The organism is Streptomyces hygroscopicus subsp. hygroscopicus, assembly GCF_001553455.1.
Classification (GTDB): Bacteria; Actinomycetota; Actinomycetes; order Streptomycetales; family Streptomycetaceae; genus Streptomyces; species Streptomyces hygroscopicus.
Window position 1 is genome coordinate 1 of sequence record NZ_BBOX01000209.1, and the last position, 23,201, is coordinate 23,201.

At 73.1% G+C, this 23,201-nt stretch carries 20 protein-coding genes and 1 pseudogene; 7 read left to right on the forward strand and 14 right to left on the reverse strand.

Going from position 1 to position 23,201, the window contains the following annotated elements; translation table 11 throughout:
- Nucleotides 1-584 (forward strand): annotated as a pseudogene (locus tag AXW62_RS21830) (MFS transporter); the annotation flags it as partial.
- 252 nt (nucleotides 585-836) lie between these two features.
- Here AXW62_RS21830 and AXW62_RS21835 read toward each other — a convergent pair.
- On the reverse strand, nucleotides 837-1,820 hold the full coding sequence (locus AXW62_RS21835; protein WP_078962005.1) for a glycoside hydrolase family 16 protein: 984 nt from the start codon (nucleotides 1,818-1,820) through the stop codon (nucleotides 837-839).
- 819 nt (nucleotides 1,821-2,639) lie between these two features.
- Complete coding sequence (locus AXW62_RS21840) at nucleotides 2,640-3,590, reverse strand: NADP-dependent oxidoreductase (RefSeq protein WP_060946021.1); 951 nt, start codon at nucleotides 3,588-3,590, stop codon at nucleotides 2,640-2,642.
- Between the two features lie 49 nt (nucleotides 3,591-3,639).
- Here AXW62_RS21840 and AXW62_RS21845 point away from each other — a divergent pair, with 49 nt between their 5' ends.
- The gene (locus tag AXW62_RS21845) at nucleotides 3,640-4,263 is read left to right on the forward strand and encodes a TetR/AcrR family transcriptional regulator (RefSeq protein WP_060946022.1); all 624 of its coding nucleotides are present in this window, start codon (nucleotides 3,640-3,642) and stop codon (nucleotides 4,261-4,263) included.
- 512 nt (nucleotides 4,264-4,775) lie between these two features.
- The gene (locus tag AXW62_RS21850) at nucleotides 4,776-4,946 is read left to right on the forward strand and encodes a hypothetical protein (RefSeq protein ID WP_159060932.1); all 171 of its coding nucleotides are present in this window, start codon (nucleotides 4,776-4,778) and stop codon (nucleotides 4,944-4,946) included.
- A 27-nt stretch (nucleotides 4,947-4,973) separates the two neighbouring features.
- Here AXW62_RS21850 and AXW62_RS21855 read toward each other — a convergent pair whose 3' ends face one another.
- The 4 genes from AXW62_RS21855 to AXW62_RS47175 form a co-directional block, all read right to left on the reverse strand.
- Complete coding sequence (locus AXW62_RS21855; RefSeq protein ID WP_060946024.1) at nucleotides 4,974-6,008, reverse strand: ABC transporter substrate-binding protein; 1,035 nt, start codon at nucleotides 6,006-6,008, stop codon at nucleotides 4,974-4,976.
- A 236-nt stretch (nucleotides 6,009-6,244) separates the two neighbouring features.
- Nucleotides 6,245-7,060: an ABC transporter ATP-binding protein gene (locus AXW62_RS21860; protein ID WP_060946025.1), complete on the reverse strand. Its 816-nt coding sequence runs from the start codon at nucleotides 7,058-7,060 to the stop codon at nucleotides 6,245-6,247.
- Nucleotides 7,033-7,842 (reverse strand): ABC transporter permease, encoded by an 810-nt coding sequence (locus AXW62_RS21865; RefSeq protein WP_060946026.1) that lies wholly within the window; start codon nucleotides 7,840-7,842, stop codon nucleotides 7,033-7,035. The genes AXW62_RS21860 and AXW62_RS21865 overlap by 28 nt, the downstream gene beginning before the upstream one ends.
- A gap of 125 nt (nucleotides 7,843-7,967) precedes the next feature.
- Nucleotides 7,968-8,051, reverse strand: a complete 84-nt coding sequence (locus tag AXW62_RS47175) for a putative leader peptide (RefSeq protein WP_350203233.1) — start codon at nucleotides 8,049-8,051, stop codon at nucleotides 7,968-7,970.
- Between the two features lie 101 nt (nucleotides 8,052-8,152).
- Between AXW62_RS47175 and AXW62_RS21870 the strand changes: the two genes are divergently transcribed.
- Entirely contained in the window at nucleotides 8,153-8,572 is a 420-nt protein-coding gene (locus tag AXW62_RS21870; protein WP_030831886.1) for a YjbQ family protein, read from the forward strand.
- A gap of 191 nt (nucleotides 8,573-8,763) precedes the next feature.
- Here the strand turns inward: AXW62_RS21870 and dacB are convergent, their stop codons facing one another.
- The gene (gene dacB / locus AXW62_RS21875; protein ID WP_060946027.1) at nucleotides 8,764-10,107 is read right to left on the reverse strand and encodes a D-alanyl-D-alanine carboxypeptidase/D-alanyl-D-alanine endopeptidase; all 1,344 of its coding nucleotides are present in this window, start codon (nucleotides 10,105-10,107) and stop codon (nucleotides 8,764-8,766) included.
- Nucleotides 10,108-10,482: 375 nt separating this feature from the next.
- On the opposite strand from dacB, the gene AXW62_RS21880 reads away from it, so the two are divergent.
- Nucleotides 10,483-11,907 carry a DUF1996 domain-containing protein gene (locus AXW62_RS21880; protein WP_060946028.1) on the forward strand — a complete coding sequence of 475 codons (1,425 nt, stop codon included), beginning with the start codon at nucleotides 10,483-10,485 and terminating at the stop codon, nucleotides 11,905-11,907.
- Between the two features lie 247 nt (nucleotides 11,908-12,154).
- On the opposite strand, the gene AXW62_RS21885 is transcribed toward AXW62_RS21880, so the two are convergent.
- Together AXW62_RS21885 and AXW62_RS21890 are read right to left on the reverse strand one after the other, a co-directional pair.
- Nucleotides 12,155-13,096, reverse strand: a complete 942-nt coding sequence (locus tag AXW62_RS21885) for a D-alanyl-D-alanine carboxypeptidase family protein (protein WP_060946029.1) — start codon at nucleotides 13,094-13,096, stop codon at nucleotides 12,155-12,157.
- Between the two features lie 86 nt (nucleotides 13,097-13,182).
- Nucleotides 13,183-13,863: an HAD family hydrolase gene (locus AXW62_RS21890; RefSeq protein WP_107406327.1), complete on the reverse strand. Its 681-nt coding sequence runs from the start codon at nucleotides 13,861-13,863 to the stop codon at nucleotides 13,183-13,185.
- 472 nt (nucleotides 13,864-14,335) lie between these two features.
- On the opposite strand from AXW62_RS21890, the gene AXW62_RS21895 reads away from it, so the two are divergent.
- On the forward strand, nucleotides 14,336-15,370 hold the full coding sequence (locus tag AXW62_RS21895; RefSeq protein WP_060946031.1) for a lactonase family protein: 1,035 nt from the start codon (nucleotides 14,336-14,338) through the stop codon (nucleotides 15,368-15,370).
- A 411-nt stretch (nucleotides 15,371-15,781) separates the two neighbouring features.
- Here AXW62_RS21895 and AXW62_RS21900 read toward each other — a convergent pair whose 3' ends face one another.
- From AXW62_RS21900 to AXW62_RS21920, 5 genes are all read right to left on the reverse strand, one after another.
- A complete protein-coding gene (locus AXW62_RS21900) occupies nucleotides 15,782-16,780 on the reverse strand; it encodes a sirohydrochlorin chelatase family protein (protein WP_030842463.1) in 999 nt (332 codons plus the stop codon).
- Nucleotides 16,781-17,376: 596 nt separating this feature from the next.
- Nucleotides 17,377-18,651: an N-acetylglucosamine kinase gene (locus tag AXW62_RS21905; protein WP_252368675.1), complete on the reverse strand. Its 1,275-nt coding sequence runs from the start codon at nucleotides 18,649-18,651 to the stop codon at nucleotides 17,377-17,379.
- Between the two features lie 4 nt (nucleotides 18,652-18,655).
- The gene (locus tag AXW62_RS21910) at nucleotides 18,656-19,477 is read right to left on the reverse strand and encodes an LURP-one-related family protein (RefSeq protein WP_060946032.1); all 822 of its coding nucleotides are present in this window, start codon (nucleotides 19,475-19,477) and stop codon (nucleotides 18,656-18,658) included.
- Between the two features lie 39 nt (nucleotides 19,478-19,516).
- Nucleotides 19,517-20,194, reverse strand: coding sequence for a uracil-DNA glycosylase (locus tag AXW62_RS21915; protein WP_060946033.1), 678 nt, complete (start codon nucleotides 20,192-20,194; stop codon nucleotides 19,517-19,519).
- 321 nt (nucleotides 20,195-20,515) lie between these two features.
- Nucleotides 20,516-21,604: a WD40/YVTN/BNR-like repeat-containing protein gene (locus AXW62_RS21920; protein WP_060946034.1), complete on the reverse strand. Its 1,089-nt coding sequence runs from the start codon at nucleotides 21,602-21,604 to the stop codon at nucleotides 20,516-20,518.
- Between the two features lie 438 nt (nucleotides 21,605-22,042).
- On the opposite strand from AXW62_RS21920, the gene AXW62_RS21925 reads away from it, so the two are divergent.
- Nucleotides 22,043-23,122, forward strand: a complete 1,080-nt coding sequence (locus AXW62_RS21925; RefSeq protein WP_060946035.1) for an NADH:flavin oxidoreductase/NADH oxidase — start codon at nucleotides 22,043-22,045, stop codon at nucleotides 23,120-23,122.
- Nucleotides 23,123-23,201 lie beyond the last annotated feature (79 nt).

The following is a 23,201-nucleotide window of genomic DNA, read 5'->3' on the forward strand; positions in this document are numbered from 1 at the left end:
GCCGTGCCCTGCTGACCGCCGGGACCGGCGTCGTCGCGATCTGGGCGCTCGGCGGCTTCTACTCCTCCCTCGGTCCGGCGCTGGTGCGCCTGGTGGCACCCGGCGCCCCGCGGGCGGCGGGCGGCATGGTCTTCTTCACCCTCTCCGCCACGGCCGCGCTCACCGTATGGGCGCTGCGGCACACCGCGCCGGCCGTCGCCGCCACCGGCGGCAGCCTGGCCGTCGTCCCCGCCGCGGCGCTGACCCTGAGCGGTCTGCACGGCGCCGGGCTGCCCGCCGTCTATGGCGGCGCGGCCCTGGCCGGCGCCGCGTTCGGCGCCGTCTCCCAGGGGGCGTTGCGCATGACGCTCGCCTCGCTCGACGAGCGGGACCGCGCGGCGACCCTGGCCGCTTACTACGTCCTCAGCTACCTGTCCATGAGCCTGCCCGCCATCGCCGAGGGCGCCGCCACCGAGCACTACGGACTGCGCGGCACCTCCCACGTCTACGCCGTCGCCGCCGCCCTGCTCGCCGTCGCGGCGGGCGCGGCACTGGCCGCGACGCGGCGCACCGCATCCCCCACCGCCGGCGGCCACCCGCGATGACGACGACCGCCTCCGGCCCCTCCGGCCGACTCTTCCTGGACCGTGGGCGACATCACCGTCCACCGCATCGACGAAGTGCTCCTGCCTGCCGGTACCGGACCCTGGCCGCTGCGAAGGGGACGCCTACCGATTGCCGCCCGCCGGCGACGCCTGGGTTTGCCGTCCGCCGGCCCGCGGTCTGACGGGCCGGGGCGCGGGGGCCCGGCCGCTTCCGCGGCGGGCCCCTGAACGACCGTGCGGCCGAGTGTGTCGCTACTGGCTCACCCTGACGGAGAACCAGTCCACGCTCATCCCCTCACCCGAGGTGGTGTCCTGCGCCGGTGAGGTGCAGCCACAGACCTTGTTCGGGTAGGAGCCGCCGACCGCGACATTGAAGATGGCGAAGAACCCGTGGTCGACCGCCTTCTTCCAGGTTTCCGCGGACACTTGGTCCTGGTTCACCGTGAAGGTCTCGTTGCCGTCCCGGTAGAAACGCAGTTTCTCGGCGGCGGTGTCGGTGCGATCCACGATCACCGAGTACGTGTGGTAGTCGGTCTGGCAGGTGTCACAGGGCAGCAGGTCGCTGCTGATCCCGTCCGGGTCGTTGCACTCGCCGGCCCACTCGCCGCAGTGGAAGGTGTGCGAGTGCTTGCTCAGCCCGTTGACGTCCTCCATGATGTCCAGCTCGCCGATGCCCGGCCAGTTGGTGGCTCCGGTCGGACGGGCGTCGGCGCCCATGGCCCAGAAGGCGGGCCAGATGCCGAGCGCCTTCTCCGGGTTGGGCTGCTTGAGGGACGCGCTGATCTCCAGCTGTCCGCCGGCCGGCGCCTCGAAGTCGGTGCGCTGGGTCTCCACGCGGCCGGAGGTCCACTTCCCGGAGGCGTCGCGGATCGGCTTGATCACCATGTGACCCTCACCGTCCTGGTAGACGTTGTCGGTCGAGTCCGTGACCGACTCGATCTCGCCGGTGCCCCAGTTCGCGGCACCGCCCGGGTAGCCGGTGCCGATGTCGTAGAGCCAGTCGTCCTTGTTGAGACCGGTGCCCGCCGCACCGTCGAAGTCGTCCCGGAAGACGGTGGTCCACTCGGCCGCGGCGGCGGGTTCGCCCGCGGTGGCGGTGGTGGCGGTGGTGGCGGACACGGTGAGGGCCAGCAGTCCGGTCAGCGGAAGTGACAGCGTGGCCAGGAAGGCCACACGGCGCCGTCGATGGCGGCGTGAGGTGTCCGCCGTGGTCCTTGCGGAGGTGAACCTGAACATGTGGGGGGCTGCTTTCGTTCGGAGGAACGTCAGTCACGGGGCGTACGAGCACACGGCCCCGCGGCGCGAGCACCGTTTGCGTCTGGGGAGCGCTCGCGAAGAACGACTGTCATGGACTGTGCCCTCGTCGGTCAAGAGCCCTGCGGAGTTCAGCAGTTGAACGCATGGGCGTGGCTCCGCCCCGACCTCGCGGAAGTGGCGCTGGTCCCACTTCAGATGTGCGTTCAGATATGGAGGCGCGAAGGCGGTGATGGCGTCCGCGCACGCCAAGTCTTGACGGCACGATCGCGGTGTCGCGGTGTCGCGGTGTCGCGGTGTCGCGGTGTCGCGGGGGCGTGGGGGCGTGGGGGCGTGGTGTCACGGTGTCGCGGGGTCGGGTGTCGCGGTGTCACGGGGGGCGCAGTGGCACGGGGTCGGGTGTCAGGTTGTCATGGGGGCACGGGTCACCGGGTCAAGCCGCCACCGGCGCCCCGCGCGGACGGGATGGGCGCCGACCGCGTCGCCCGGCCCGGTCGCGGCCCCAGGCCCGGCTGGGTCCTCTGGCCCGGCTGCGTAGCTTGGCTCGGTCGCGTTGCTCGGCCCGGCTGTGCCGCCCGGTCCGGTCGAGGCCCCCGGCCGGGTCGCGCCGCTCGGTCCCGTCGCGTCGCTTGGCTCGGTCGCGTTGCTCGGCCCGGCTGCGGCCCCCGGCTCGCCCCCGCCCCCGGCCCCGCCGCGCCGCCCGGTCCAGCCGTGGCTCTCGGCCGGGCCGCGTCACCCGCCCGGTCCGGCCGGTGGCGCCGGGCCCGTGGCAGGCCGTCGTGACCGGCCACGGGCGTCCGGTCAGTGCACCAGCACGATCTTTCCGCGGGCGTGGCGGCCTTCGCTCAGCTCATGTGCGGCCGCGGCCTCCGCGAGCGGGAACGCCGCCGCGACCGGCACCCGCAGCCGGCCCTCGTCGGCGAGGGCCACCGCGATCGCCAGGCCGTGCACCGCCAGCGGGTCGGCGGAGGCTCCCACCGCGGCGCCCGTGTCGTCGGACGGCGCTCCGTGCGACATGTGTACGCCGTGGGCCGCCGCGTCGAGGTCGGCGATCGTCACCACCCGCGCCGTGCCGCCGGCGATGGCGATGAGGTCCGGCAGCGCCCCTCCGGCGCAGTCGAACACCGCGTCCACTCCGGCCGGTGCCAGCGCGCGGACCCGTTCGACGAGCCCCGTCCCGTACGTCGTCGGCACCGCGCCGAGGGACCGCAGGAAATCGTGGTTGCGCTCGCTCGCCGTACCGATGACCGCCGCGCCGCGGGCGACCGCGAGCTGGACCGCGACGGTGCCCACCGCACCGGCCGCGCCCTGTACGAGCACGGTGTCCCCGGCGCCGGCCGCGAGCCGGTCCAGGACCCGGGTGGCCGTTTCGACGGCGCCCGCGGCGCCGCCCGCCTCCTCCCAGCTCCACCCGGCGGGTTTGGGCGCCCAGGCGGCCAGGACCGCGTGATCGGCGTTGGCGCCGCGTGTGGTCGTCGTGGTCATGCCGAACACCTCGTCACCGACGCCCACCCCCGTGACGCCGTCGCCGACCTCGTCCACCACGCCCGCGGCGTCGAACCCGGTCCGATACGGAAACGTGATGGGCACCAGGTCACGCCACGCTCCGGAGCGGATCTTCGTCTCCCCGGGGGACACCCCGGAGGCCCGTACGGCGATGCGGATCCGGCCCGGTCCGGGATGCGGCGCCGCGACGTCGGCGATGTGGACGACGCCGGGTGGCCCGTACTCGGTGAATTGCACTGCTCTCATGCGCCGGACCGTAACGGAGCACCCCGTCCGTTTGGCTAAAGTGAGAGCGGTGACGGCCAAAGTGGTAACAAAGCTCCGCGCGGACGCCCGCGACAACCGCGGCCGGATCCTCGCGGTCGCCCGCGCGGCCTTCGCCGCCGAGGGCCTGGACGTGCCGATCAGGGAGATCGCCCGGCGCGCCGAGGTGGGCGTCGCCACCGTCTACCGGCATTTCCAGACCAAGGAAGCGTTGCTGACCGAGGCGTTCGCCGAGCAGATGGCCCTGTGCTCGACGATCGTGGAGGAGGGCGCGGCGGCGGACGATCCGTGGCGCGGGTTCTGCCTGGTGATCGAGAAGCTGATGGAGATGCACGCCCTCGACCGGGGCTTCGCCCGGGTGTTCACCTCGCAGCTTCCCCAGGCGGCCGACTTCGCCGCGGACCGCGATCGCTCGCTGCGCCTGCTGCTCGACCTGGTGCGGCGGGCGAAGGAAGCGGGCTCCTTGCGGGCGGATTTCGTACTGGAGGACGTGAGCCTGGCCCTGATGGCGAACGAAGGCATCCGCGCCGAGTCACCCCGTATGCGGGTCGCGGCGTCGCGCCGCTTCGCGGCCCTGATGATCCAGTCGTTCCAGGCCGACCCCGTCCCGGCGCCGCTTCCCCCGGCCGTCCGGCTGCCGCTCTCCCGACGCTAGCCCGGCGCCGCGTCGCCCAACTTCCCGTCGCTCAACTCCTCGTCGCCCGGCTCCCAGCCGTGCAGCTCCCGCCGCCCAGCTCCCCGATCGACGTCGGGTCCGGGCGTCCGGGCCCGCGTCCGGCGGCCCGATGGACGCACGCCATTGGCTCGAACGACGTCAGGACCGGTTGGCCACGGCAGGTGGCACCGGTGTGGCGGCGCCGCACGCGGCCCGGACCGCTCGGATCGTGCGGGGCCCGAGGACGTCCGGGCGGTCGGGTACCCGGCGGCCAGGCGGGCGGCGTGACCGACCGGACCGTCCGCGGGCATCCGACGGGCGCGCCCTGACCCTGGAGAGGGCCGCGCGGCAGGACCCGCGCGTGCGCCGGGCCCTGCGGTCGTGGTCCCAGTGCCTGGTGGACAAGGGGTTCAAGCGGTACCGCACCCCGGACGACGCCTACCAGGACACGGCGTGGCACCGTGGCGAGGACGGCAACACCCCCCCATGCCCGGCGGGAGGTGAGCACCGCCGTGGCCGACGTCGAGTGCAAGCGGGAGCACGACACCGTCGGCGTGTGGTCGGCGGTGCTCGCCGAGCGGCAGCGGGCCGACATCACGGCACACCGGGCCGACTACGAGGCCGCGCGCCGTGACCTGGCCACCCTGAGGGCCAATGTGCGGTCGGCCCTGGCCGACCGGTGACCGGGCCCGGTCGCGCCGGCCGCGCCATCAGGAGCCCTTCCCGTAGGTGCGCGGTGCGGAGGTGGACGGCGGCAGACCGCCGTTGAAGCGGGTGTCCACGTAGTCGGCGAACCGGAAGCGGCGCGGGATGAGCTTCAGCTGCGCGAAGGTGTCCGCGATCTCCTGCTCCGAGGCGATGGCGGGCTTGTCCACGGCGACGTACACCCGGGTGCCGTTGGTCCGCTTCACCGAGTCCAGCGCCACCTGGTAGGGCAGCCCGGTCTCCTCGCCCCACACCTTGGCCCACTCCTCGGGGTGCCGGTAGACCCAGTCCTGGGCCCGCCGCAGCCGCCCGAGATAGTCCTCGATGACCTTCGCCTTCTTCCGGTCCTTCAGCGAGGACGGGTTGGCCACCTGGAAGTTGAGACCGTTGACCACGTCCTTGCCCGTGGTGAGGACGCGTGCGTCCGACTGGCGCAGCGCCTGGGAGGTGTACGGGTCCCAGACGGCCCAGGCGTCCACCTTGCCGCGGCTGAAGGCGGCCAGGGCGTCGGCGGGCTGCAGGAAGGTGACCTTGACGTCCTTGACCGAGAGCCCGGCCCTGCGGAGCGAGGCGACCAGCTGGTAGTGGGCCGAGCTGCCCTGCGCGACCGCGACCGACCTCCCCTTGAGGTCGGCGACCTGCTTCGCCGGCGATCCCTTCTTGACCAGGATCGTCTCGCCGTCGGAGGTGCCGTGCTTGGCGGCCACGACCTTGATGTCGGACTTGGCGGCCGCGGCGAAGACGGGCGGGGTGTTGCCGACCCCGCCGATGTCCACGGCCTTGGCGCTCACGGCCTCCAGGATCGGCGGACCGGAGGTGAACGTGGACCATTTGATCTTGTAGGGGAGGTTCTCGAGCTGTCCGGCGGCGCGCAGCACCGCCTCGTCATTGCCCTTCTGGTCACCGACGTTGAGGGTCACATCGCCCTTGCCGTCGGTGGTGCCGGAGGAGCCGGAGCCGCTGTGCGACGACGGGCTGACGCATGCGGACAGCAGCAGGGCGAGGGGGAGGGACAGGGCGGGGACGATTCGCCGTCTCATGTCAGCTCAGGTCCGTTCGGAACGTTCGCGGGATCGCGAGCAGAGGTGCGGGGCAGGCGCGGTAGGGGCGGCGGCCGGTGGGGCGAGGGCAGTAACGGCCGGTGCGGGCAAGAGCGGTAGGGGCGGCGGTCGGCGGGGGTACGGGTGGCAGGGGCGGCGGTCGGCGGGGGTACGGGCGGCAGGGTCGGCGGCCGGTGCGGGTCGCGGCTGGTACCAGGCCGACCGGCCGGGCGGGATCAGACGACCTCGTTGACAGCCGGCTCGGGCGCCCGCACACCCAGTCGGCCCAGGAGTTCGGTGCGCAGCTCGGCGAGGAGCGGGTCGGCGATGTCGCGCGGCCGGTCCCGGTCCACCCGGACCTGATGCGCGATGACGCCCCCGTCCATCACCAGGACCCGGTCGGCGAGCAACAGCGCCTCCTCCACGTCATGCGTGACCAGCAGCACCGCGCAGCCGCGCCGCTGCCACAGCTCGGCGACGAGCTGCTGGGCGGTGATCCGGGTGAGCGCGTCCAGCGCGCCGAACGGCTCGTCCAGCAGCAGCAGATCCGGCTCGCGCACCAGCGCGCGGGCGAGCGAGGCGCGCTGTGCCTCACCGCCGGAGAGGGTCTTGGGCCAGGCGTCGACGCGATGGCCGAGACCGACCTCCTTCAGGGCCCGCTCGGCGACGGCCCGCCCGGGACGGCCGGGCAGCCCGAGCAGCACATTGCGCCACACCTTCTTCCAGGGCATCAGCCGCGGGGCCTGGAAGGCGACGGCCTTGCGGCGCGGCGCCAGCACCTCGCCCTCGATCTCCCGGTCGAGCCCGGCGAGCACCCGCAGCAGCGTGGACTTGCCGCAGCCGCTGCGCCCGAGCAGTGCCACGAACTCGCCCGTCCGGACGTCCAGATGGAGGTCGTCGATGACCGCGCGGCCGTCGAAGGACCGGGTCAGCGAGCGCACCCGCACCGCGGCGTCGTCGCTCCCGCCCTCCTCCCCGGGGCGGGCGTCCCGCTCCGGCGGGTTCACCCGCTGCTCCGGGGGGTTCACTTGCCGGTGAAGTTCGGTCGCCATTGCAGCAGTAGCCTCTCCAGAGTGCGGACGATGGCGTCGGCGAGCAGGCCGAGGGCGGCGTACACGATCAGGCAGACCACGATCACATCGGTCTGGAAGAACTCCCGTGCGCGGTTGAGCAGGAAGCCGATCCCGTCATCGGCGTTGATGGTCTCGCCGAAGACCAGCGCCAGCCAGGCGGTGGCGAGGGAGTACCGCAGTCCGGTCATGGCACCGGGAAGCGCACCGGGCAGCACCACATGACGGATCAGCCCCCAGCGGCCCAGCCCCAGTGCGGTCCCGGCCTCGATGAGCTGCGCGTCCACGCCGCGGATGCCCGCGTAGACGTTCAGATAGAGGTGGAAGGTGACGCCGAGTGCGATGAGCGCGATCTTCGGGGCCTCGCCGATGCCCATCCAGATGATGAACAGCGGGATCATGCCGACCCAGGGGATGCTGCGCAGCATCTGCACACTCGCGTCCACGAGGTCCTCCCCGAGCCGGGAGAGCCCGGAGACCAGCGCGAGCGAGACGCCGATGACTCCGCCGAGCACCAGTCCGATCAGCACCCGCTGCACCGACACCAGCATGGCGTGCGGCAGGGTGCCGTCCTCCAGCAGGTCGGAGGCGGTACGGGCGATGGTGCCGGGGGAGGCCAGGATGTCGGAGGGCAGCACTCCGGTGGCGCTGCACACCTGCCAGAGCACCAGCAGGAGGAGTGGGCCGGTCGTGCGGCGCAGCCACCGCGGCACGGTGCGGCGGCGCGCGGAGAGCGGGACGACCGGTTCGAGAACCGGGGACATGGGGGCTCCACAACAGGGGTACGCCTCGAGGTCGTACGACGCGGCGATCGGCACGGTACGGCGGAACGAGACGGAAGCGGGGAGGGGAGTGGGGAGGAGTGCGGAGGAGCGGGGAGGGAGAAAGGTCAGCGGAGGCCGGGACACGCGGCGGACGCCACCCGCAGCAGGTCGATATGACCGCGCGTGGTGAGCAGGGCTGACGTAGACATGCCTTTGACGCTAGCGAGCGCGTCCAGAACCGGTCAACGGTGTCTTGCTCCTCGGACCTTTGTTGCGGGCGTTTTACGCGGTGGCGTACCAGGATGGTTCCATGAGCACATTCCGTACCCACACCATCGACGTCACCACCGGCTCCACCGAGACCGTCGCCGACCTCACGGCCGACTGCGAGGCGTATCTACGGGAGGTGGCGGGCGGCGGCGACGGCCTGCTCAACGTCTTCGTCCCGCATGCCACGGCCGGGATCGCGATCCTGGAGACGGGTGCCGGCAGCGACACCGACCTGCTCTCCGCGCTGCGCGATCTGCTGCCCCCGGACGACCGCTGGCGGCACCGCCACGGCAGCCCCGGCCACGGCCGCGACCACGTCCTGCCCGCCTTCGTCCCCCCGCACGCCACCCTGCCGGTCGTCGGCGGCAGGCTCGCCCTGGGCACCTGGCAGTCGGTGTGTCTGGTGGACACCAATGTCGACAATCCGAACCGTCAGGTCCGGCTGAGCTTCCTGGGCTGAGCGGAAGGCCGCGGCCCCTGAGCTTCCTGGGCTGAGCGGAAGGCCGCGATTCCCTCTGGGCTTCCTGGGCTGAGCGGAAGGCCGCGGTCCCCCTGGGCTTCCCGGCTGAACGGAAGGCCGCCGACCCCCCGGAACGCCGCTGGGGACGCCCCTGTCCGAGGGGCGTCCCCAGCGGCCGTGGGACAGGGCGGCTACGCCGGGCAGCCGTTGACCGTGGCGGCGAGGCCGTCGACGGCGTCCTTGATCGCGGCGGGGTCGGCGGTGGAACCGTTCTCGACGAAGGAGAAGACCTTCCACCGGCCGTCCTCCGCCCTCGTCAGGCCGCTGAGGGCGATGGCGCCGGTCAGGGTGCCCGTCTTGGCCTTGACCCGGCCGACGGCGCAAGCGGAGTCCGGGGTGTCGAAACGGCCCCACTCGGGGCCCAGACTGCTGCCCGCCTCGCCCGCCACGGGCAGGCCCTCGTCGATGGAGCGCAGCAGACCCCGGTAGCGCGGATCGGTGAGCAGGTCGAGGATGTCCGCGATGGTCTGGGCCGGGATGCGGTCCGCGCGGGACAGCCCGCTGCCGTCGTAGAGCTCGAAGTTGGCCATCGAGACGCCGTAGCGCTGGCTGAGGACGTCCCGCACCACCTGGGTGCCGCCCTCGAAGGTGGCCGGTTTCCCGGCGCCGAGCGCGGTCATGCGCAGCAGCGTCTCGGCGATGTCGTTGTTGCTCTCCTTGAGCATCTTCTTGACCGTCTCGGACAGCCGCGGGGACAGATGCTGTCCCACCGGGACGTCCGTCGCCGAGGCCGTGCCACGGGTGACCTCGCCGTCGACGGTGACGCCCTGGTCGGCGAGTTGCTGGGCGAAGACCTTCCCCGCGTCGATGGAGGTGTCCGCGGACAGCTTCCCGTCCACCACCAGGGAACGCACCGGCGAGACCTGGTCGTCGTAGTAGGAGCCGTTCCAGCCGGGGGCGAGGGCCGGTTCGGCGAAGAGGCTGTCGTCGATGCGCACCTTCACCGAGTCCAGACCCGCGAGCTTGACCCCCGCGGCCGCGGACTTGGCCAGTTCGGTGAGGTCGGCGGTGGTCAGCATGCGGTCGCCGCCGCCTATGAGGGTGAGCGTGCCGTGGCCGTAGACGACCTTGGTGGTGAACCGGTGCTCGGGGCCGAGAATGGTCAACGCCGCCGTAGCGGTGGCCAGTTTGGCGTTGGACGCGGGCATCAGCGCGGTCCCGGCATTGTGCTCCCAGACGACCTTGTCGGACGCGGAGTCCAGCACGATGCCGCTGAAGGTGGTGCCGAGGTCCGGGTCCTGGCTCCGGGTGTTGAGCCGGTCCGCGATCCGCTGCTCGGCCGGGTCGAGCCCCTCGGCGGCCACGGACCGGGTGGTACCGGTGGTCTTGACGCTCTTGTCGGCGGCGAGCGCGGACGGAGCGGACAGCAGCGCGCCGGTGACCGGCACGGCTGCGACGATGAACGCGCGGCGCACCGCGAGGCTCATGGGCTTGGGCTTGCGATGACGTCCGCTGGACGGGGACGCGCTGGACATGGGGGCTCCGCGGCGCCTAGAGGGACAACGAGTGGGGGGTACTGCACGTGCGGGAGTACTGCACGGGTGGGTATGACACGGGTGGGGGTACTACAGCGAAGCACACACTCTAGCCGCAGTTGATCAGATTAGTCCGTCTGGTCCGTGGACATGTGGTGAAGCGCTTGCGAAGACCCTGCCATCCGCCGGCTCCACCGGTAATCCGCCGGTAAGGCGATCCGTCGCGGCGGGAGTTGAGACCAACCGCCCCGCCATCCGTATTCCTCGGTGTCGCGCTGTGCCTCCTCGCCCCGGACGAGGCGAGGACGGCGCGGTCCGACGCGGCCGAGGGCAAGCCGTCCCCGGCGTAGGACGATGGCCGATGAGGGGCGAAGGATGAGGAACAAGAAGAGACACAGGCGATCCAGGGTCATCGGGCTGACCGTGGTCGGAGTGACCGCACTGGCCGTGGGCGGCGGGGCTCTCCTGATGACCGACAACGACGCCTCCGCCGCCCGGCAGTCGACCGGGCGGCAGACCCCGGCGCGGACGGCGATGACCGTCGCATGCCCGGACGCCGCGACCCGGCTGTCGAGCGTGCCGCGGCAGGCGCGGCCCACCGTGGACAGGGAACTGGCGGCGATGGACAGCCAGGTCGCCGACGCCTACCAGCGGCTGGCCGCAAGCGGCACCGGTGCCGACCGGGACTGGGTGCGCACCCGGGTGCTGGAGCCGCTGGCCACCCAGCGGCGCGGCGCGCTGAACCGCATCGGGGACGAGATCGGCCGTGTGGCGAGCCGCCCGTCCGGCCTGGACACGCTGGCGTCCTGCACCGTGCGGGAGGCGGCCCCCGCCGCCGCACCGGCCGACGCCACCCCAGCCGCCGGAACGGCCGCCCCCGCCGCTCCGGCCGCTCCGGCCGCGGGCGGTCAGACCCCGGCCGGCCCGCAGCGGGCGGACTTCGTGGACATCCGCACGGTCCGGCCGAACGTCAAGAACCCCCGCCGGCAGGCCGGCGCCTCCCGCGGCACCTTCTCCTCGCGCTGCGGGCGCAACGAGACCAAGCACTTCAACTCGGACAACGTGATCGTCGCCCCCGGTGTGAGCAACGGCGCCCACCACATGCACGACTACGTCGGCAACCTCGACACCGACGCCTTCTCCACCAACGACGGGCTCGCGGTCGCCGGGACCACCTGCACCAACGGCGACCGTTCCACCCACTACTGGCCGGTGCTGCGGCTCCAGGACGGGACCAAGGAGGCCGACGCCGACCAGCCCGGCGGGGGCGCCGAGGGCAATGTCGGGCGCATCCTGCGGCCGGCCACCGCGTCGATCAGCTTCCGGGGCAGCGCGGTCTCCAAGGTCGTCGCGATGCCCAGGTTCCTGCGCATCATCACCGGCGACGCCAAGTCCTTCACCAACGGCACGGCCAACGCCAACGCCTCCTGGAGCTGCACCGGATTCGAGAACCGGCAGCTGAAGGACAAGTACCCGCTCTGCCCGAAGGGCAGCAAGGTGGTCCGCACCTTCGCGTTCCAGAGCTGCTGGGACGGCAGGAACACCGACAGCGCGAACCACCGCACCCATGTGGCCTTCGCGGACGCCAAGGGCGCGTGTCCCCGGGGGTTCAAGGCCATTCCCCAGCTGGTCCAGCGGATCACCTACCGGGTCGCGCCCGGCGCGCTCTTCGCGGTCGACAGCTTCCCCGAGCAACTGCACAAGCCGGTGACCGACCACGGCGACTTCATCAACGTGATGTCCACGTCGCTGATGAAGAAGGCCGTGAAGTGCATCAACACCGGCCGGAGATGCGGCTGACCGCCGCCGGTACGGCCCGGTGCCCCGGCCGGACGGCGATCCGGCCGGGGCAGGGCACCGCCGCCCGCGTGGCGGGCGGGCGGCGATCAGCCTTCGGGGGCGCCCCCGGGGGACCAGCCCTCGGGGGAGTCCTCGGGGCACTCTCCGAGGACCGGCCCTCAAAGGCACTCTCCGAGGTCCGGCCCTCGGAGGGCCAGCCCTCGGAGGCGCCCACCGGGGACCAGCCCTCGGAGGTGCCCGCCGGGCATCAGTCCTCGGGGGTGCCCTTCGGAAGCTGACGCCAGGTCACCTTGGTCTGCGCCTGGAAGGCCCAGTCGAGCATCTTCTTCGCGTCCGGGTACCGCTTCGGGGCGTTCAGTATCACGCCCACCACGGTGCGCCCGTTCCGCTTGGCGGCGAAGACGAGGCACCTGCCGGGCGCCGTGCCGGTGCCCGTCTTGATGCCGATCGCGCCGCTGTACGAGCCCAGCAGCCGGTTGGTGTTGTTCCAGTAGTACGTCCTGGTCCTGCCGTTGGCCGCCGGAGCCTTCTGGATGGTGTCGACGGACTTGACGACCGTGCCCAGGGTGGAGTTGCCGAGCGCGTGCCGGGCGAGCTTGGCCATGTCCCGGGGCGTGGTGTAGTTCTGTCCCCCCTGCGAGATGCCGTCGAAGGTGTCGTAGTGGGTCTTGGTCATCCCCAGCGCCGACGCCTTCTTGTTCATCTGCGCGATGAACGACTTGGTGCGCTTGGCCGTGGTGTCACCGGTGCCGAACGTGTCGGCGAGCGCCATGGCCGCGTCGCAGCCGGACGGCAGCAGGAGGCCGTACAGCAGCTGCTTGACGGTGAGCTTGTCCCCCTTCTTCAGGTCCGCCTTGCTGCCGCCGACGGAGGCGGTGTAGTCGATGTACGACTGCTTGACGGTGACCTTCTTGGTGAGGTTCACCCCCCGGGTGTCGAGGACCACGACCGCCGTCATCAGCTTCGTGGTGCTCGCCATCGGCCGCTTGGTGTCCGCCGCCCTGGACCACAGCTTCTTGTTGGTGCCGTTGTCCAGCAGGTACGCGCCCTTGGCGCTGACACCCGACGGACCGCTCGCGGCCTGAGCCGCCTGTGCGGTGGCCGTCGGCGCGGCGACCGACAGGACCGCCGCCGAGGCGATGACCGCCGTCCCCCAGCGCCGGATCGCCTTGCCCCCACGTCTTTCCATATGCCCTCCGTCTCCCCTCTGACATGCCGGTGAATGTCCGGGCATGCGCATGATCTCACCGAGGGCCGGTGACGAGATGCCGGGGGTCAACTACCAGCCGTGATCCACTCGTAGGCCCGCCGGGCGTCGAACTCCGGCTGCCCGCCCGGGAAGAGCAGCCCGGCGGACGCGAACGCCCCGCCGTCCGGCGACGGACCGGCCGCGTACGGAACGGCGATACAGCGCATCCCGGCCCGCCGCGCCGCCTCCACCCCCGGACCGGCGTCCTCGATCACCACACACTCCGCCGGATCGACGGCCAGCAGACGTGCGGCGGCCAGGAACACGTCCGGCTCCGGCTTGCCGCGGCCGACGTCCTCCGCGGACACCTGGACGGGCAGCAGCGCCTCCAGACCGGTGGCCTTCAGCGCGCTCGCGATCGCCGAACGGGACGAGCCGGAGGCGACGGCCAGCGGATGTCCGGCGGCGCTGAGCCGCTCCACGAGGGCGCGCATCGCCGGGAACGCCTCGGTGGTGGCGGCCAGCTCCAGATAGTGCCGGTTCTTGACCGCGAGCAGCTCCTCCACGGGCGCGTCGATACCGTACCGGCCGCGCAGGGTCTCCAGGGTCTCGCGGGTGCCGATCCCGATGAACTCGGTGTGCTCCTCCCAGGTGAAACCGGTGATTCCGTACCGCTCGAGGGTCCGCCGCCCCGCCTGGTAGTAGAGGGGCTCGCTGTCCACGAGGGTGCCGTCCAGGTCGAAGATCACGGCAGGCAGGATGCTCATGGTCACAGCATGCCAAGAGCCCGCCCTGCCGTGCGGTCAGGGGCGGCCGGGCGGGCAAGGGTGGCCGTGCGGTCAGGGGCGGCCGTGGGGACAGGGACGGCCGGGCGGGCAAGGGTGGCCGTGCGGGCAAGGGCGGCCGTGGGGACAGGGGCGGCCGTGCGGGCAGGGACGGCCGCCTCGGAGGGCCGCCCCCGGCAAGGCGTTCCGGTCGGCGCCGGAACCCGGAACTTCCGCGAACAGGCCGTGCGGCCCGTCGCTCCCCTGGATCCGGCCGTCGTGGTCGAGGGTGATGGGCATGGTGTCAGGGCCCGATAGCCCCGGGCGGATCGATCCCGGGCGCCGGGGACGGCCGTGGCGTCCGGCGGCGGGCGGGCCCGAGTGGCCGTCGTGTGGCGGCGTCTTGGTCTAGACCGCTCTGTTAGCGTCGGCCGCGAGCGGGAACCTGAATCGGAATCGATGGAAGGGGAGTGCGGTGGGCACGGCAGGTAGCGGGCGGCGGGCGTATATCGGATCGTTCACCTCGCAGGGCGGCGCCGGGATCACCGTCGCCGAGGTCGACGACCGGACCGGGGCGCTGCGGATCCGGAACTCCACGGACGTGGTCGCCGATCCGTCCTGGCTGGTGCTCGCCCCCGGCGGGCGCGTTCTGTACGCGGTGAGCGAGACCGACGACGGGGCGGCCGCCGCGCTGGACGTCTCCCAGGATCCGCCCTCGCCGCTCGGGGGACCAGTGCCGGTGCGCGGTGCGGCGCCCACCCATCTGGCGCTGGCCGGTGGGCAGTTGCTGACCGCCAACTACGGTTCCGGCAGCGTCACCGCGCTGCCGGTGCTGGAGGACGGCCGGCTCGGGGAGCCGGTGGCGGTGTCGCGGCACGAGGGCAGTGGGCCGCATCCGGAGCGGCAGCGCGGGCCGCACGCCCATGCCGTGGCGCCCGATCCGTCGGGCGGCTGGCTGCTCGCCGTCGACCTGGGGATCGACGCGGTCCAGGTGTACGCGCTCCCCGGGCCGCGTGCGCACCGCACGGTCCGGCTGCGGCCGGGGAGCGGGCCGCGCCATCTGGCGTTTCATCCACGCGGTGACCGCGTGTACGTCGTCAACGAACTGGCCCCCACGATCACGGCCTGCCGCTGGGACGTGGCGTCCGGCGCCCTCGAACCGCTGGGCGAGACCCGTCTGCTGCCCGGCGACACGGCCGTCGAGAGCTATCCCTCCGAGGTGGTGGTCTCCGGGGACGGCCGCTTCGTATGGGCCGCCAACCGCGGTCACGACAGCATCGCGACCCTCGCGCTCGATACGCCCGGCGACCGCATGGAGCTGGTCACCACCACACCCTGCGGCGGCCACTGGCCCCGCGATCTGACCCTCGACCCCTCGGGCCGTCGGCTCTACGCGGCCAATGAGCGCTCGGGCGATGTCACCTGGTTCGACATCGACCCCTCGACGGGGGTCCCGCATCGCGGCGGTTCGGTCCCGGCACCCGCGGCGTCCTGCGTGGTCTTCGACTGACGTTCGCCGGGCGGTCGGCGCACGCAGGCGGCGTACGGGGGCGGGGAGCGGAGGTGAGGCGTGCGGGCGGTGTACGGGGCGAGGCGCGTGGGCGGCGTACGGGGCGGGGCGTGGGCGCGGTGACCGGGGGCGGCGTGCGGGGTGAGACGCGCGGGCGGTGAACGGGGACGGCGTACTGGGGCGGGGAGCGGGGGCGAGGTGTGCGGGCGGTGAACGGGGGCGGGGAGCGGAGGTGAGGCGCGCGGGCTGAACGCGGACGGCGTACGGGGGCGAGGCGCGCTGGCGGTGAACGGGGCGGCGTACGGGGGAGGCGTACGGGGGCGGTGAACGCGGACGGCGAACGGAGGAGGCACGGGCGGCGTACGGGGGCGGTGACCCTGCCGGTCACCGCCCCCGCTTCTCGCCCTTGGGTCAGCGCATCGCCGGCGACGGCTGCTGGAGCGTGATGCCCTGCGCCGCCGCGTACTTCGCCAGCACCAGTTTGCCCACGGCCGGGTACTCGCCCAGCGCCTCGGCCGCCGCGCAGCCCGCCTCCTCGGCGGCCGCCGTGATCAGCTCGGCGGAGACCTCCGGGCCGATGAGGTACGGCGCGAGCGCGAGCCGGGCGGAGCCGGCCGAGCGCAGCTGCTCGGCGACGCGGACGACGGCCCCGTCCTCGTCCAGCGCGGCGGCCATCACCGGCACCGCCAGGCGCGCGGAGAGCAGCATGCCGGTGATGCCCCCGGCCTGCGCCGCCTCCTCACCGCCGACCGTGGCCAGGATGATGCCGTCCGCGGCGGTCGCGACCGTGAAGAGACGGGCGCGGTCGGCGCGGGCCAGGCCCGCCTCCGACAGGCGTACGTGCAGGGCCTCGGCGAGCAGCGGGTGCGGGCCGAGGACGTCGGTGAGTTCGGCCGCGGAACCGCTGCCCATGACGGCCTGGCGTATCCGGCGCAGCTGTGCGCTGTCCGGGCCCGCGAGCAGCGGGACCACGACGGCCGCCGGGCCGTCGGTGGGGACCGTGGGAATGGGCGGGACCTCGTCGACCACCTCGCCCGCGGCCTCGGCCGCGGCGATCGCCTCCGCCGCCTCGTCGGCGAGGGCCTTGGCGGCCTCGGCCGCCTGCCGCAGACGCTCGGGGTTCTCCTGGGCGGCGCGGGTGAGCACGGCCTCGAGCTGCGGGTACTCCTCGCCGTCCCCGTCCAGGAAACCGATCTGGGCGTCGAGCCCGGGCATCTCGGACCGGGCGATGCTCACAAGCTCCTCCGCCAGGCGCCGGGCACCGTCGTCCGGGGTGCCCGGGACGGCCAGCACCAGCGGAGGCGCACCGAGAGGTGCGGCGGCGGGCTCCGGCCGGCGGTGCCGTCCGGGCTGGCGGGGACGCGGCATTCGTACAGGCAGGCCGGACGCGGGCCCAGTGGGGGAGCTCATGGCGCCGCATGTTAGTCGCTCAATGGGCTCGGCTGTTCGGGAGGGTGTGACTGGGGGTATCTGTCCCGCTTTGCCGAATTGTGTTGTGCGTTGATGTGCGCTCAGGGGCCCTACTTTGCTCGAAGAACCGGCCCCGTGTCCGGAATAGACGTCCAAGGCGGCCATATCGGGTGATGGGTGTATGGGATATTTCGTGTGGCGAACGCCCGTGTCGTGCGGATAGCGACCATGCCACGCATATGGGGCGCTCGGCCGCGTATATGGGTGCCCCGCCCCGCATACGGGGTGCCCGGCCCCGCGTAGGGGGTGCCGGTCGCGCGTATGGGTGCCCGGCGCCGCGCCCCGCCACGCGCCTTGTCCCGTGCCCGTGCCCGTTCCGCATCCCGCATTCCGCGTCGAGCCACGCCTTACGCCCGTTCCGCTTTGCGTGACACGCCCTGTCTCGCGCGAATCGATACCCCGCCTCGCCTCGCATCCCGCCCCGCGTCACGCCGGTTCGGCGTCCCGCCTCGTGCCAGGTCCCGCGTCCTGCTTCGCGCCCGCGCCGTCCCGCGTCGGTTCGGCGTCCTGTCCCGCGCCCCGCACGGGAACGTCGGTCATACGACGGTGAGCAGCCCCGGGTCCCGCGGCAGCCGCAGTTCGTCCGTCGCCAGCGCCGCCGCGACGCACAGCGCCCCGTCCAGCGGATCCCCGGCCGCTTCGGTGACCCGGGTCCCGGGCAGCCGTGCCGCCAGTTCCTCGCGCACGGGCGTCAGCAGCGGCGCGCCCATGCGGAACAGCCCGCCGGTGAGTGCCACCACGCTCGACTCCAGGCAGGGGCAGACCGCCTCCGCGGCCTCGGCGATGTGGCGGGCGGCGTCCCGCAGGATCCCCTCCGCGACCGGGTCCTCGGCCGCGCACCGGCCCACCTCGGGGGCGAAGGAGGCCAGGACGGCGGGGCGGTCGGGGCGCGGATACAGCTTCCCCGGCAGTTCGGCCGCGGGGCCGAACACAGCTTCCAGCCGGGCCAGCAGCGGCTTCGAACCGCCGTCACGCCCGTCGTGCGCGCGCATCGCCGCCTCCAGGCCCGCGCGGCCGATCCACGCGCCACCGCCGCAGTCGCCCAGCAGATGGCCCCAGCCGTCGGCGCGCCGCCAGCCGCCGGGGAGCCGGTCGGTGGTGGGCCGGTCGGTGGTGGGCCGGTCGGTGGTGGGCCGGTCGGTGGTGGGCCGGTCGGTGGTCCGTCCGCCGGTGAGCCGGTCGAGGGTCCGGTCGCCGGTGGTCCGTCCGCCGGTGGTCCGGTCGGCGGTGAGCCCATCGGCAGTCCGGTCGGCGGCCCAGCCGATCCCCGCGCCCCCGCCCGCGGCCACACCCCCGCCCGCGCCCCTGCCCTCCGTACCGTAGGCGCCGTCCGTACCGCCCCGGCGGGCGGTGCGGTCCTCGGGCACCGCGCCCAGCGCGATCAGCCCCGTCCCGGCCGCGACCACCGCGCCGGGACGCTGTCCCAGCGCTCCGGCGTACGCGGTCACCGCGTCGGCCGCCAGGGCGAGCCGCCGTACCCCGAACGCGTCGGCGAGCGCGTCCGGAAGTCTGGCGCGCAGATCGTCGCCGAGCGTCGCCATGCCCGCGGCTCCGACACAGACGGCGCCGAGGCGCCGGGCCCCGGCCTCGCGCAGCAGTTCCCGGGCGGCGGGAAGCACCCGCGCCAGCAGGGCCGCCGCGTCAATGCCCCGGTCGCCGACGCCCGCGGGCGTGGCGGAGGACCAGGTCAGCGGCTTCGCGGCGGAGCCGCCGGGGATGTCGGCGGGCGCCACTCCCACGCGTACGCCGGAGCCGCCCGAATCGATACCGAGCACATGCGTCGCCGCGTCGGCGGACACCGTGTCGTCCACCGGCTCAGCCGAATCCGCGGGCGTCCTGCTTGAGCGCCGTGTCCACGGTGAGGGCCGTGGCGACCACAAGGCTCAGCAGCGGATCGGACAGCTGGCGGTGGATCTGCAGAACGTAGTTGTCCGCCGTCGTGAACATCGTCTTCGCCAGGCCCTCCCAGGTCTTGGTGATCCGGGCGATCTCGGTGTCCATGTGGTCGACGATGGCGAAGTTCCAGGCCCGCCAGTTCTCCGCCTTGATGGCGCCGACCTGCTGGCCGCCCGCGTGGATGCCGAAGTTGATTTTGCCGATGGCGTTCTGCTGGACGATCTCGCCGACCGGCTGTCCGTCCGGGCGGGTCACCAGCACCTTGGACTTGATGAACTTCGCGGGCCGGGTGAGCACCAGATGCGGCTGCCCCTGAGCGTCGCGGATCTCGAGCTTGTGTGTCATGAACTGGTCGAGGCTGGAGACGAACCGCGCGACCTTCTTCAGCGTGCTCTGGCCGACCTGGACCACCGAACCGATGGTGCGCCCGTGCTGGTCGAAGACGCTGTACTCATTGGTGAGCTCGATCAGCTTGGCCTTCTGGTTCACCACCAGCACCGGTTCGGTGAACAGCGTGCCGCCGCCGCCCGCCGTGGGTGCCACCTGCGCCTGCTGCTGCACCTGGTGCTGAACCCTGGCGGGGTCGGGGTTGGGCGGGGCGGCCTGCTGCGGCCCGGCCTGGCCGGGCTGCCCGGGGTGGGTATGCGCGGTCCACTGGGCACCGTCCCACCAGCGCAGCTGGTTCGGGGGGCCCTGGGGGTCGGCGTACCAGCCCGCAGGGGTGTTCGGATGTGTCGTCATGGCGGGCAGACTACCCCGCGCCCACCTGGAACGATGTGGTCAGGGAAGACGCCAGTCCACGGGTTGCGCCCCCTGCTGTACGAGCAGGTCGTTGGCGCGGCTGAACGGACGCGAGCCGAAGAATCCCCGGTCCGCCGACATGGGGGAGGGGTGCGCGGACTCGATCGCCGGGAGGCTGCCCAGCAGCGGCCGTACGTTACGGGCGTCGCGGCCCCACAGGATGGACACCAGGGGGCGGCCGCGTCCGGCCAGCGCCCGGATGGCCTGCTCGGTGACCTCCTCCCAGCCCTTGCCGCGGTGGGCGGCGGGCTGGCGCGGGGCCGTGGTGAGCGCCTTGTTGAGCAGCAGGACGCCCTGCCGGGTCCACGGCGTCAGATCGCCGTTGGACGGGCGGGGCAGGCCGAGGTCGGTGTGCAGTTCGCGGTAGATGTTCTCCAGGCTGCCGGGCAGCGGCCGGACCTCGGGCGCCACCGAGAAGCTGAGCCCTACGGCGTGCCCCGGGGTGGGGTAGGGGTCCTGACCGACGATCAGCACCTTCACCTCGTCGAAGGGCTGCTGGAAGGCGCGCAGCACATTCTGCCCGGCGGGCAGATAGGTGCGGCCGGCCGCGATTTCGGCCCGCAGGAAGTCGCCCATCGCCGCGATGCGTTCCTCGACGGGCTCAAGTGCCTTGGCCCAGCCCGCTTCCACAATCTCATTCAAGGGTCGTGCTGCCACACCGCGTCACTCTAGTGGCTCAGCGGGTGGCCGTGTGCCACCCCGCGATCACTCTCGGCCGGTCACGACCGGTCGGGTCGGCCGTTCGGGTCGGCCGGTCAGGCGGTTGGCCGGTCAGGCGGTCAGGCTCAGGCGGTTGGCCGGTCAGGCGGTCCCGCCCGGCCGGCCGTGGCCGACCCGCGGCCGGGCACGGCGGTCCGCGGGTCGGCGGGCTCGTGGTGCCGTCCGACGGCTCGCCGCCCGGGCTCGCCGCCCGCACCGGGCGCCCCGCGGGCGCGGGCGATGACGGCGGTCCGGCGCGGCCGGTCACGGCCGTTCGGCTCAGCCGATCACGGTGGCCCGGACGCACAGCACGTCGGGGAGGTGACGGGCGATCTGCCGCCAGCTCTCGCCCTCGTCCGCGCTCGCGTACACCTCGCCGTTGCGATTGCCGAAGTAGACCCCGGCCGGATCGGCGTCGTCGGTGCGCAGCGCGTCCCTCAGCACCACCCCGTAGTGGGGCTCGCCGGGCAGCCCGGTGGACCGCTCCTCCCAGGTGGCGCCCGCGTCCTCGGTGCGGAAGACCCGGCAGCGGTAGTCCGGGGGATAGCGGTCGGAGCCGTCGTTGACCGGGAAGACGTACGCGACGCCGGCGCGGCGCGGATGGACGGTGACCGCGAAGCCGAAGTCCGCCGGGAGGTCCTTGCCGATCTCGGTCCACTGCGCCCCGCCGTCGTCGCTGCGGTAGACCCCGCCGTGATTCTGCAGATAGAGCCGGTCGAGGTCGACCGGGTCCCGGGCGATCTTGTGGACGCACTGCCCGAACGGCGGATAGCGGTCCGGCAGGAAATCCGCCTTGAGCCCGTCGTTGGACGGTGCCCAGCTCTCCCCGCCGTCCGCGGAGCGGTACACCCCGCCGGAGGACACGGCCACCAGCAGTGCCCGCGGGTCCCTCGGATCGGTGACGACCGTGTGCACCGCCTGTCCGCCGAATCCGGCGCCCCACCGGGGCCGCTGCGGGTGGTCCCACAGGCCGCGGACGAGCGTGAAGGTCTCCCCGCCGTCCTCGGAGCGGAACAGCGCGCCGGGCTGGGTGCCCGCGTAGACCACCCCCGGTGCGCCGGGCCCGGCCGGCTGGAGCTGCCACACCCGCTCCAGGGAGGCGCCGGTGCCCTCGGGGAACTTCACCGCGGGCTTGGCCGGCTCATGCCAGCTGCTCCCGAAGTCGTCGGAGCGGAAGACCGAGGGGCCCCAGTGCGAGCTGTCCGCGCCGGCCAGCAGCCGGGGGCGGTCGCCCCGGGTGTCGATGCCGACGGAGTAGACCGCCTGCATGGGGAAGTGGGGGCCGGTGAAGTCCCAGCCCCCTCGGCCGCCGGAGCGGCCGAGGAAGAGACCTTTGCGGGTGCCTACGGCGAGCAGGACGTCGTCCATGACGGCTCACTCCTTGAAGGACGAGAGGGGCGCTGGAAGGGCGCTGGAGAGGCGGTGGAAGGGCGGTGGAGGGACAGAGGGGGACCGGCGCACGGGTCCGCGAACGGATCGGCGCACGAGACGGGATGTGTCCGTCATCTCAGAGTTTGCACCCCGCCACCGACAACGGCCCGGAAGACCCCGGCGGGGCCGGGAGGGACCCGTGACGGGGAGGGGTCCGTGACGGCCGGGAGGGGCCTGCGGTGGGGAGGGCCCGTGACGGCCGGGAGGGGCTCGCGACGGCCGGGAGGGGCCCGTGACGGGCAGGAGGGACCCGTGACGGCCGGGAGGGGCTCGTGACATACAGCCGACACATAATTTGACGGTCGTCGTACTACGATGGGTATCGTACAAAGGTGCCGGTCCGACCGGGCCGCGCGAGGAGAAACGGAGACGTTCATGAGTGCCCTCTTCGAGCCCGTCACCCTGCGGTCGCTGACCATCCCCAACCGCCTCTGGATGGCGCCCATGTGCCAGTACAGCGCGGATCCGGACGGGGCCGCCGGGGTCCCGCACGACTGGCACTTCGTCCACTACGGCGCCCGCGCCGCCGGCGGTACCGGACTGATCCTGGTCGAGGCGACGGCCGTCTCCCCCGAGGGCCGCATCAGCCCCGGAGACCTCGGCATCTGGAACGACACCCAGGTCGAGGCGTTCCGTAAGATCGTCGGCTTCCTCAAGGCACAGGGCACCGTCCCCGGTATCCAGCTCGCCCATGCCGGCCGTAAGGCGTCCACCGACGCTCCCTGGAGGGGCGGCGCGCCGCTCGGCCCCGAGGAGCGGGGCTGGCAGCCGCTCGGGCCGAGCCCGCTGCCGTTCGCCGAGGGCCACCCGGTGCCGGACGAGCTGTCCGAGGCGCGGATCGGCGAGATCACCCGCCAGTTCGCGGACGCCGCGCGGCGCGCGCTCGCGGCCGGTTTCGAGGTGGCCGAGATCCACGGCGCCCACGGCTACCTCATCGGCGAGTTCCTCTCCCCGCACAGCAACCACCGCACCGACGGCTACGGCGGCTCCTTCGACAACCGCGTCCGCTTCGCCCTGGAGGTCGTCGACGCGGTCCGCGCGGTCTGGCCGGAGGAACTGCCGCTGTTCTTCCGCGTCTCGGCCACCGACTGGCTGGAGGAGAACGGCTGGACCCCGGACGACACCGTCCGGCTCGCCGCCCTGCTGAAGGAGCAAGGAGTCGACCTTCTCGACGTCTCCAGCGGCGGCAACGCCCCCCATGTGCGCATTCCCCTGGGGCCCGGCTACCAGGTGCCGTTCGCCGCGCGGGTGCGCCGGGAGACCGGGCTGCCGGTGGCCGCGGTCGGGCTCATCACCGAGCCGGAGCAGGCCGAGAAGATCATCACCAACGGTGAGGCGGACGCCGTGCTCCTCGGCCGCGAGCTGCTCCGGGACCCCTACTTCGCCCGCCGCGCCGCGGCCGAACTGGGCGGTGAGGTGCACACCCCGGACCAGTACCACCGCGCCGTCCGTTAGGCCGGGCGGTCGCCGAACTCGCTCCGCGCGTCCGTAGTACGGCGATCGTCAAACTACACTGGAGTCCCGGACCGAGGCG

What these genes read in the sequence shown, in the direction of transcription:
- AXW62_RS21835 (WP_078962005.1), bottom strand. Translation starts at nt 1,820, where the DNA reads ATGTTCAGGTTCACCTCCGCAAGGACCACGGCGGACACCTCACGCCGC.
- AXW62_RS21840 (WP_060946021.1), bottom strand. Translation starts at nt 3,590, where the DNA reads ATGAGAGCAGTGCAATTCACCGAGTACGGGCCACCCGGCGTCGTCCAC.
- AXW62_RS21855 (WP_060946024.1), bottom strand. Translation starts at nt 6,008, where the DNA reads ATGAGACGGCGAATCGTCCCCGCCCTGTCCCTCCCCCTCGCCCTGCTG.
- AXW62_RS21860 (WP_060946025.1), bottom strand. Translation starts at nt 7,060, where the DNA reads ATGGCGACCGAACTTCACCGGCAAGTGAACCCCCCGGAGCAGCGGGTG.
- AXW62_RS21865 (WP_060946026.1), bottom strand. Translation starts at nt 7,842, where the DNA reads ATGTCCCCGGTTCTCGAACCGGTCGTCCCGCTCTCCGCGCGCCGCCGC.
- AXW62_RS47175 (WP_350203233.1), bottom strand. Translation starts at nt 8,051, where the DNA reads ATGTCTACGTCAGCCCTGCTCACCACGCGCGGTCATATCGACCTGCTG.
- AXW62_RS21870 (WP_030831886.1), top strand. Translation starts at nt 8,153, where the DNA reads ATGAGCACATTCCGTACCCACACCATCGACGTCACCACCGGCTCCACC.
- dacB (WP_060946027.1), bottom strand. Translation starts at nt 10,107, where the DNA reads ATGTCCAGCGCGTCCCCGTCCAGCGGACGTCATCGCAAGCCCAAGCCC.
- AXW62_RS21880 (WP_060946028.1), top strand. Translation starts at nt 10,483, where the DNA reads ATGAGGAACAAGAAGAGACACAGGCGATCCAGGGTCATCGGGCTGACC.
- AXW62_RS21885 (WP_060946029.1), bottom strand. Translation starts at nt 13,096, where the DNA reads ATGGAAAGACGTGGGGGCAAGGCGATCCGGCGCTGGGGGACGGCGGTC.
- AXW62_RS21890 (WP_107406327.1), bottom strand. Translation starts at nt 13,863, where the DNA reads ATGAGCATCCTGCCTGCCGTGATCTTCGACCTGGACGGCACCCTCGTG.
- AXW62_RS21900 (WP_030842463.1), bottom strand. Translation starts at nt 16,780, where the DNA reads ATGAGCTCCCCCACTGGGCCCGCGTCCGGCCTGCCTGTACGAATGCCG.
- AXW62_RS21910 (WP_060946032.1), bottom strand. Translation starts at nt 19,477, where the DNA reads ATGACGACACATCCGAACACCCCTGCGGGCTGGTACGCCGACCCCCAG.
- AXW62_RS21920 (WP_060946034.1), bottom strand. Translation starts at nt 21,604, where the DNA reads ATGGACGACGTCCTGCTCGCCGTAGGCACCCGCAAAGGTCTCTTCCTC.
- AXW62_RS21925 (WP_060946035.1), top strand. Translation starts at nt 22,043, where the DNA reads ATGAGTGCCCTCTTCGAGCCCGTCACCCTGCGGTCGCTGACCATCCCC.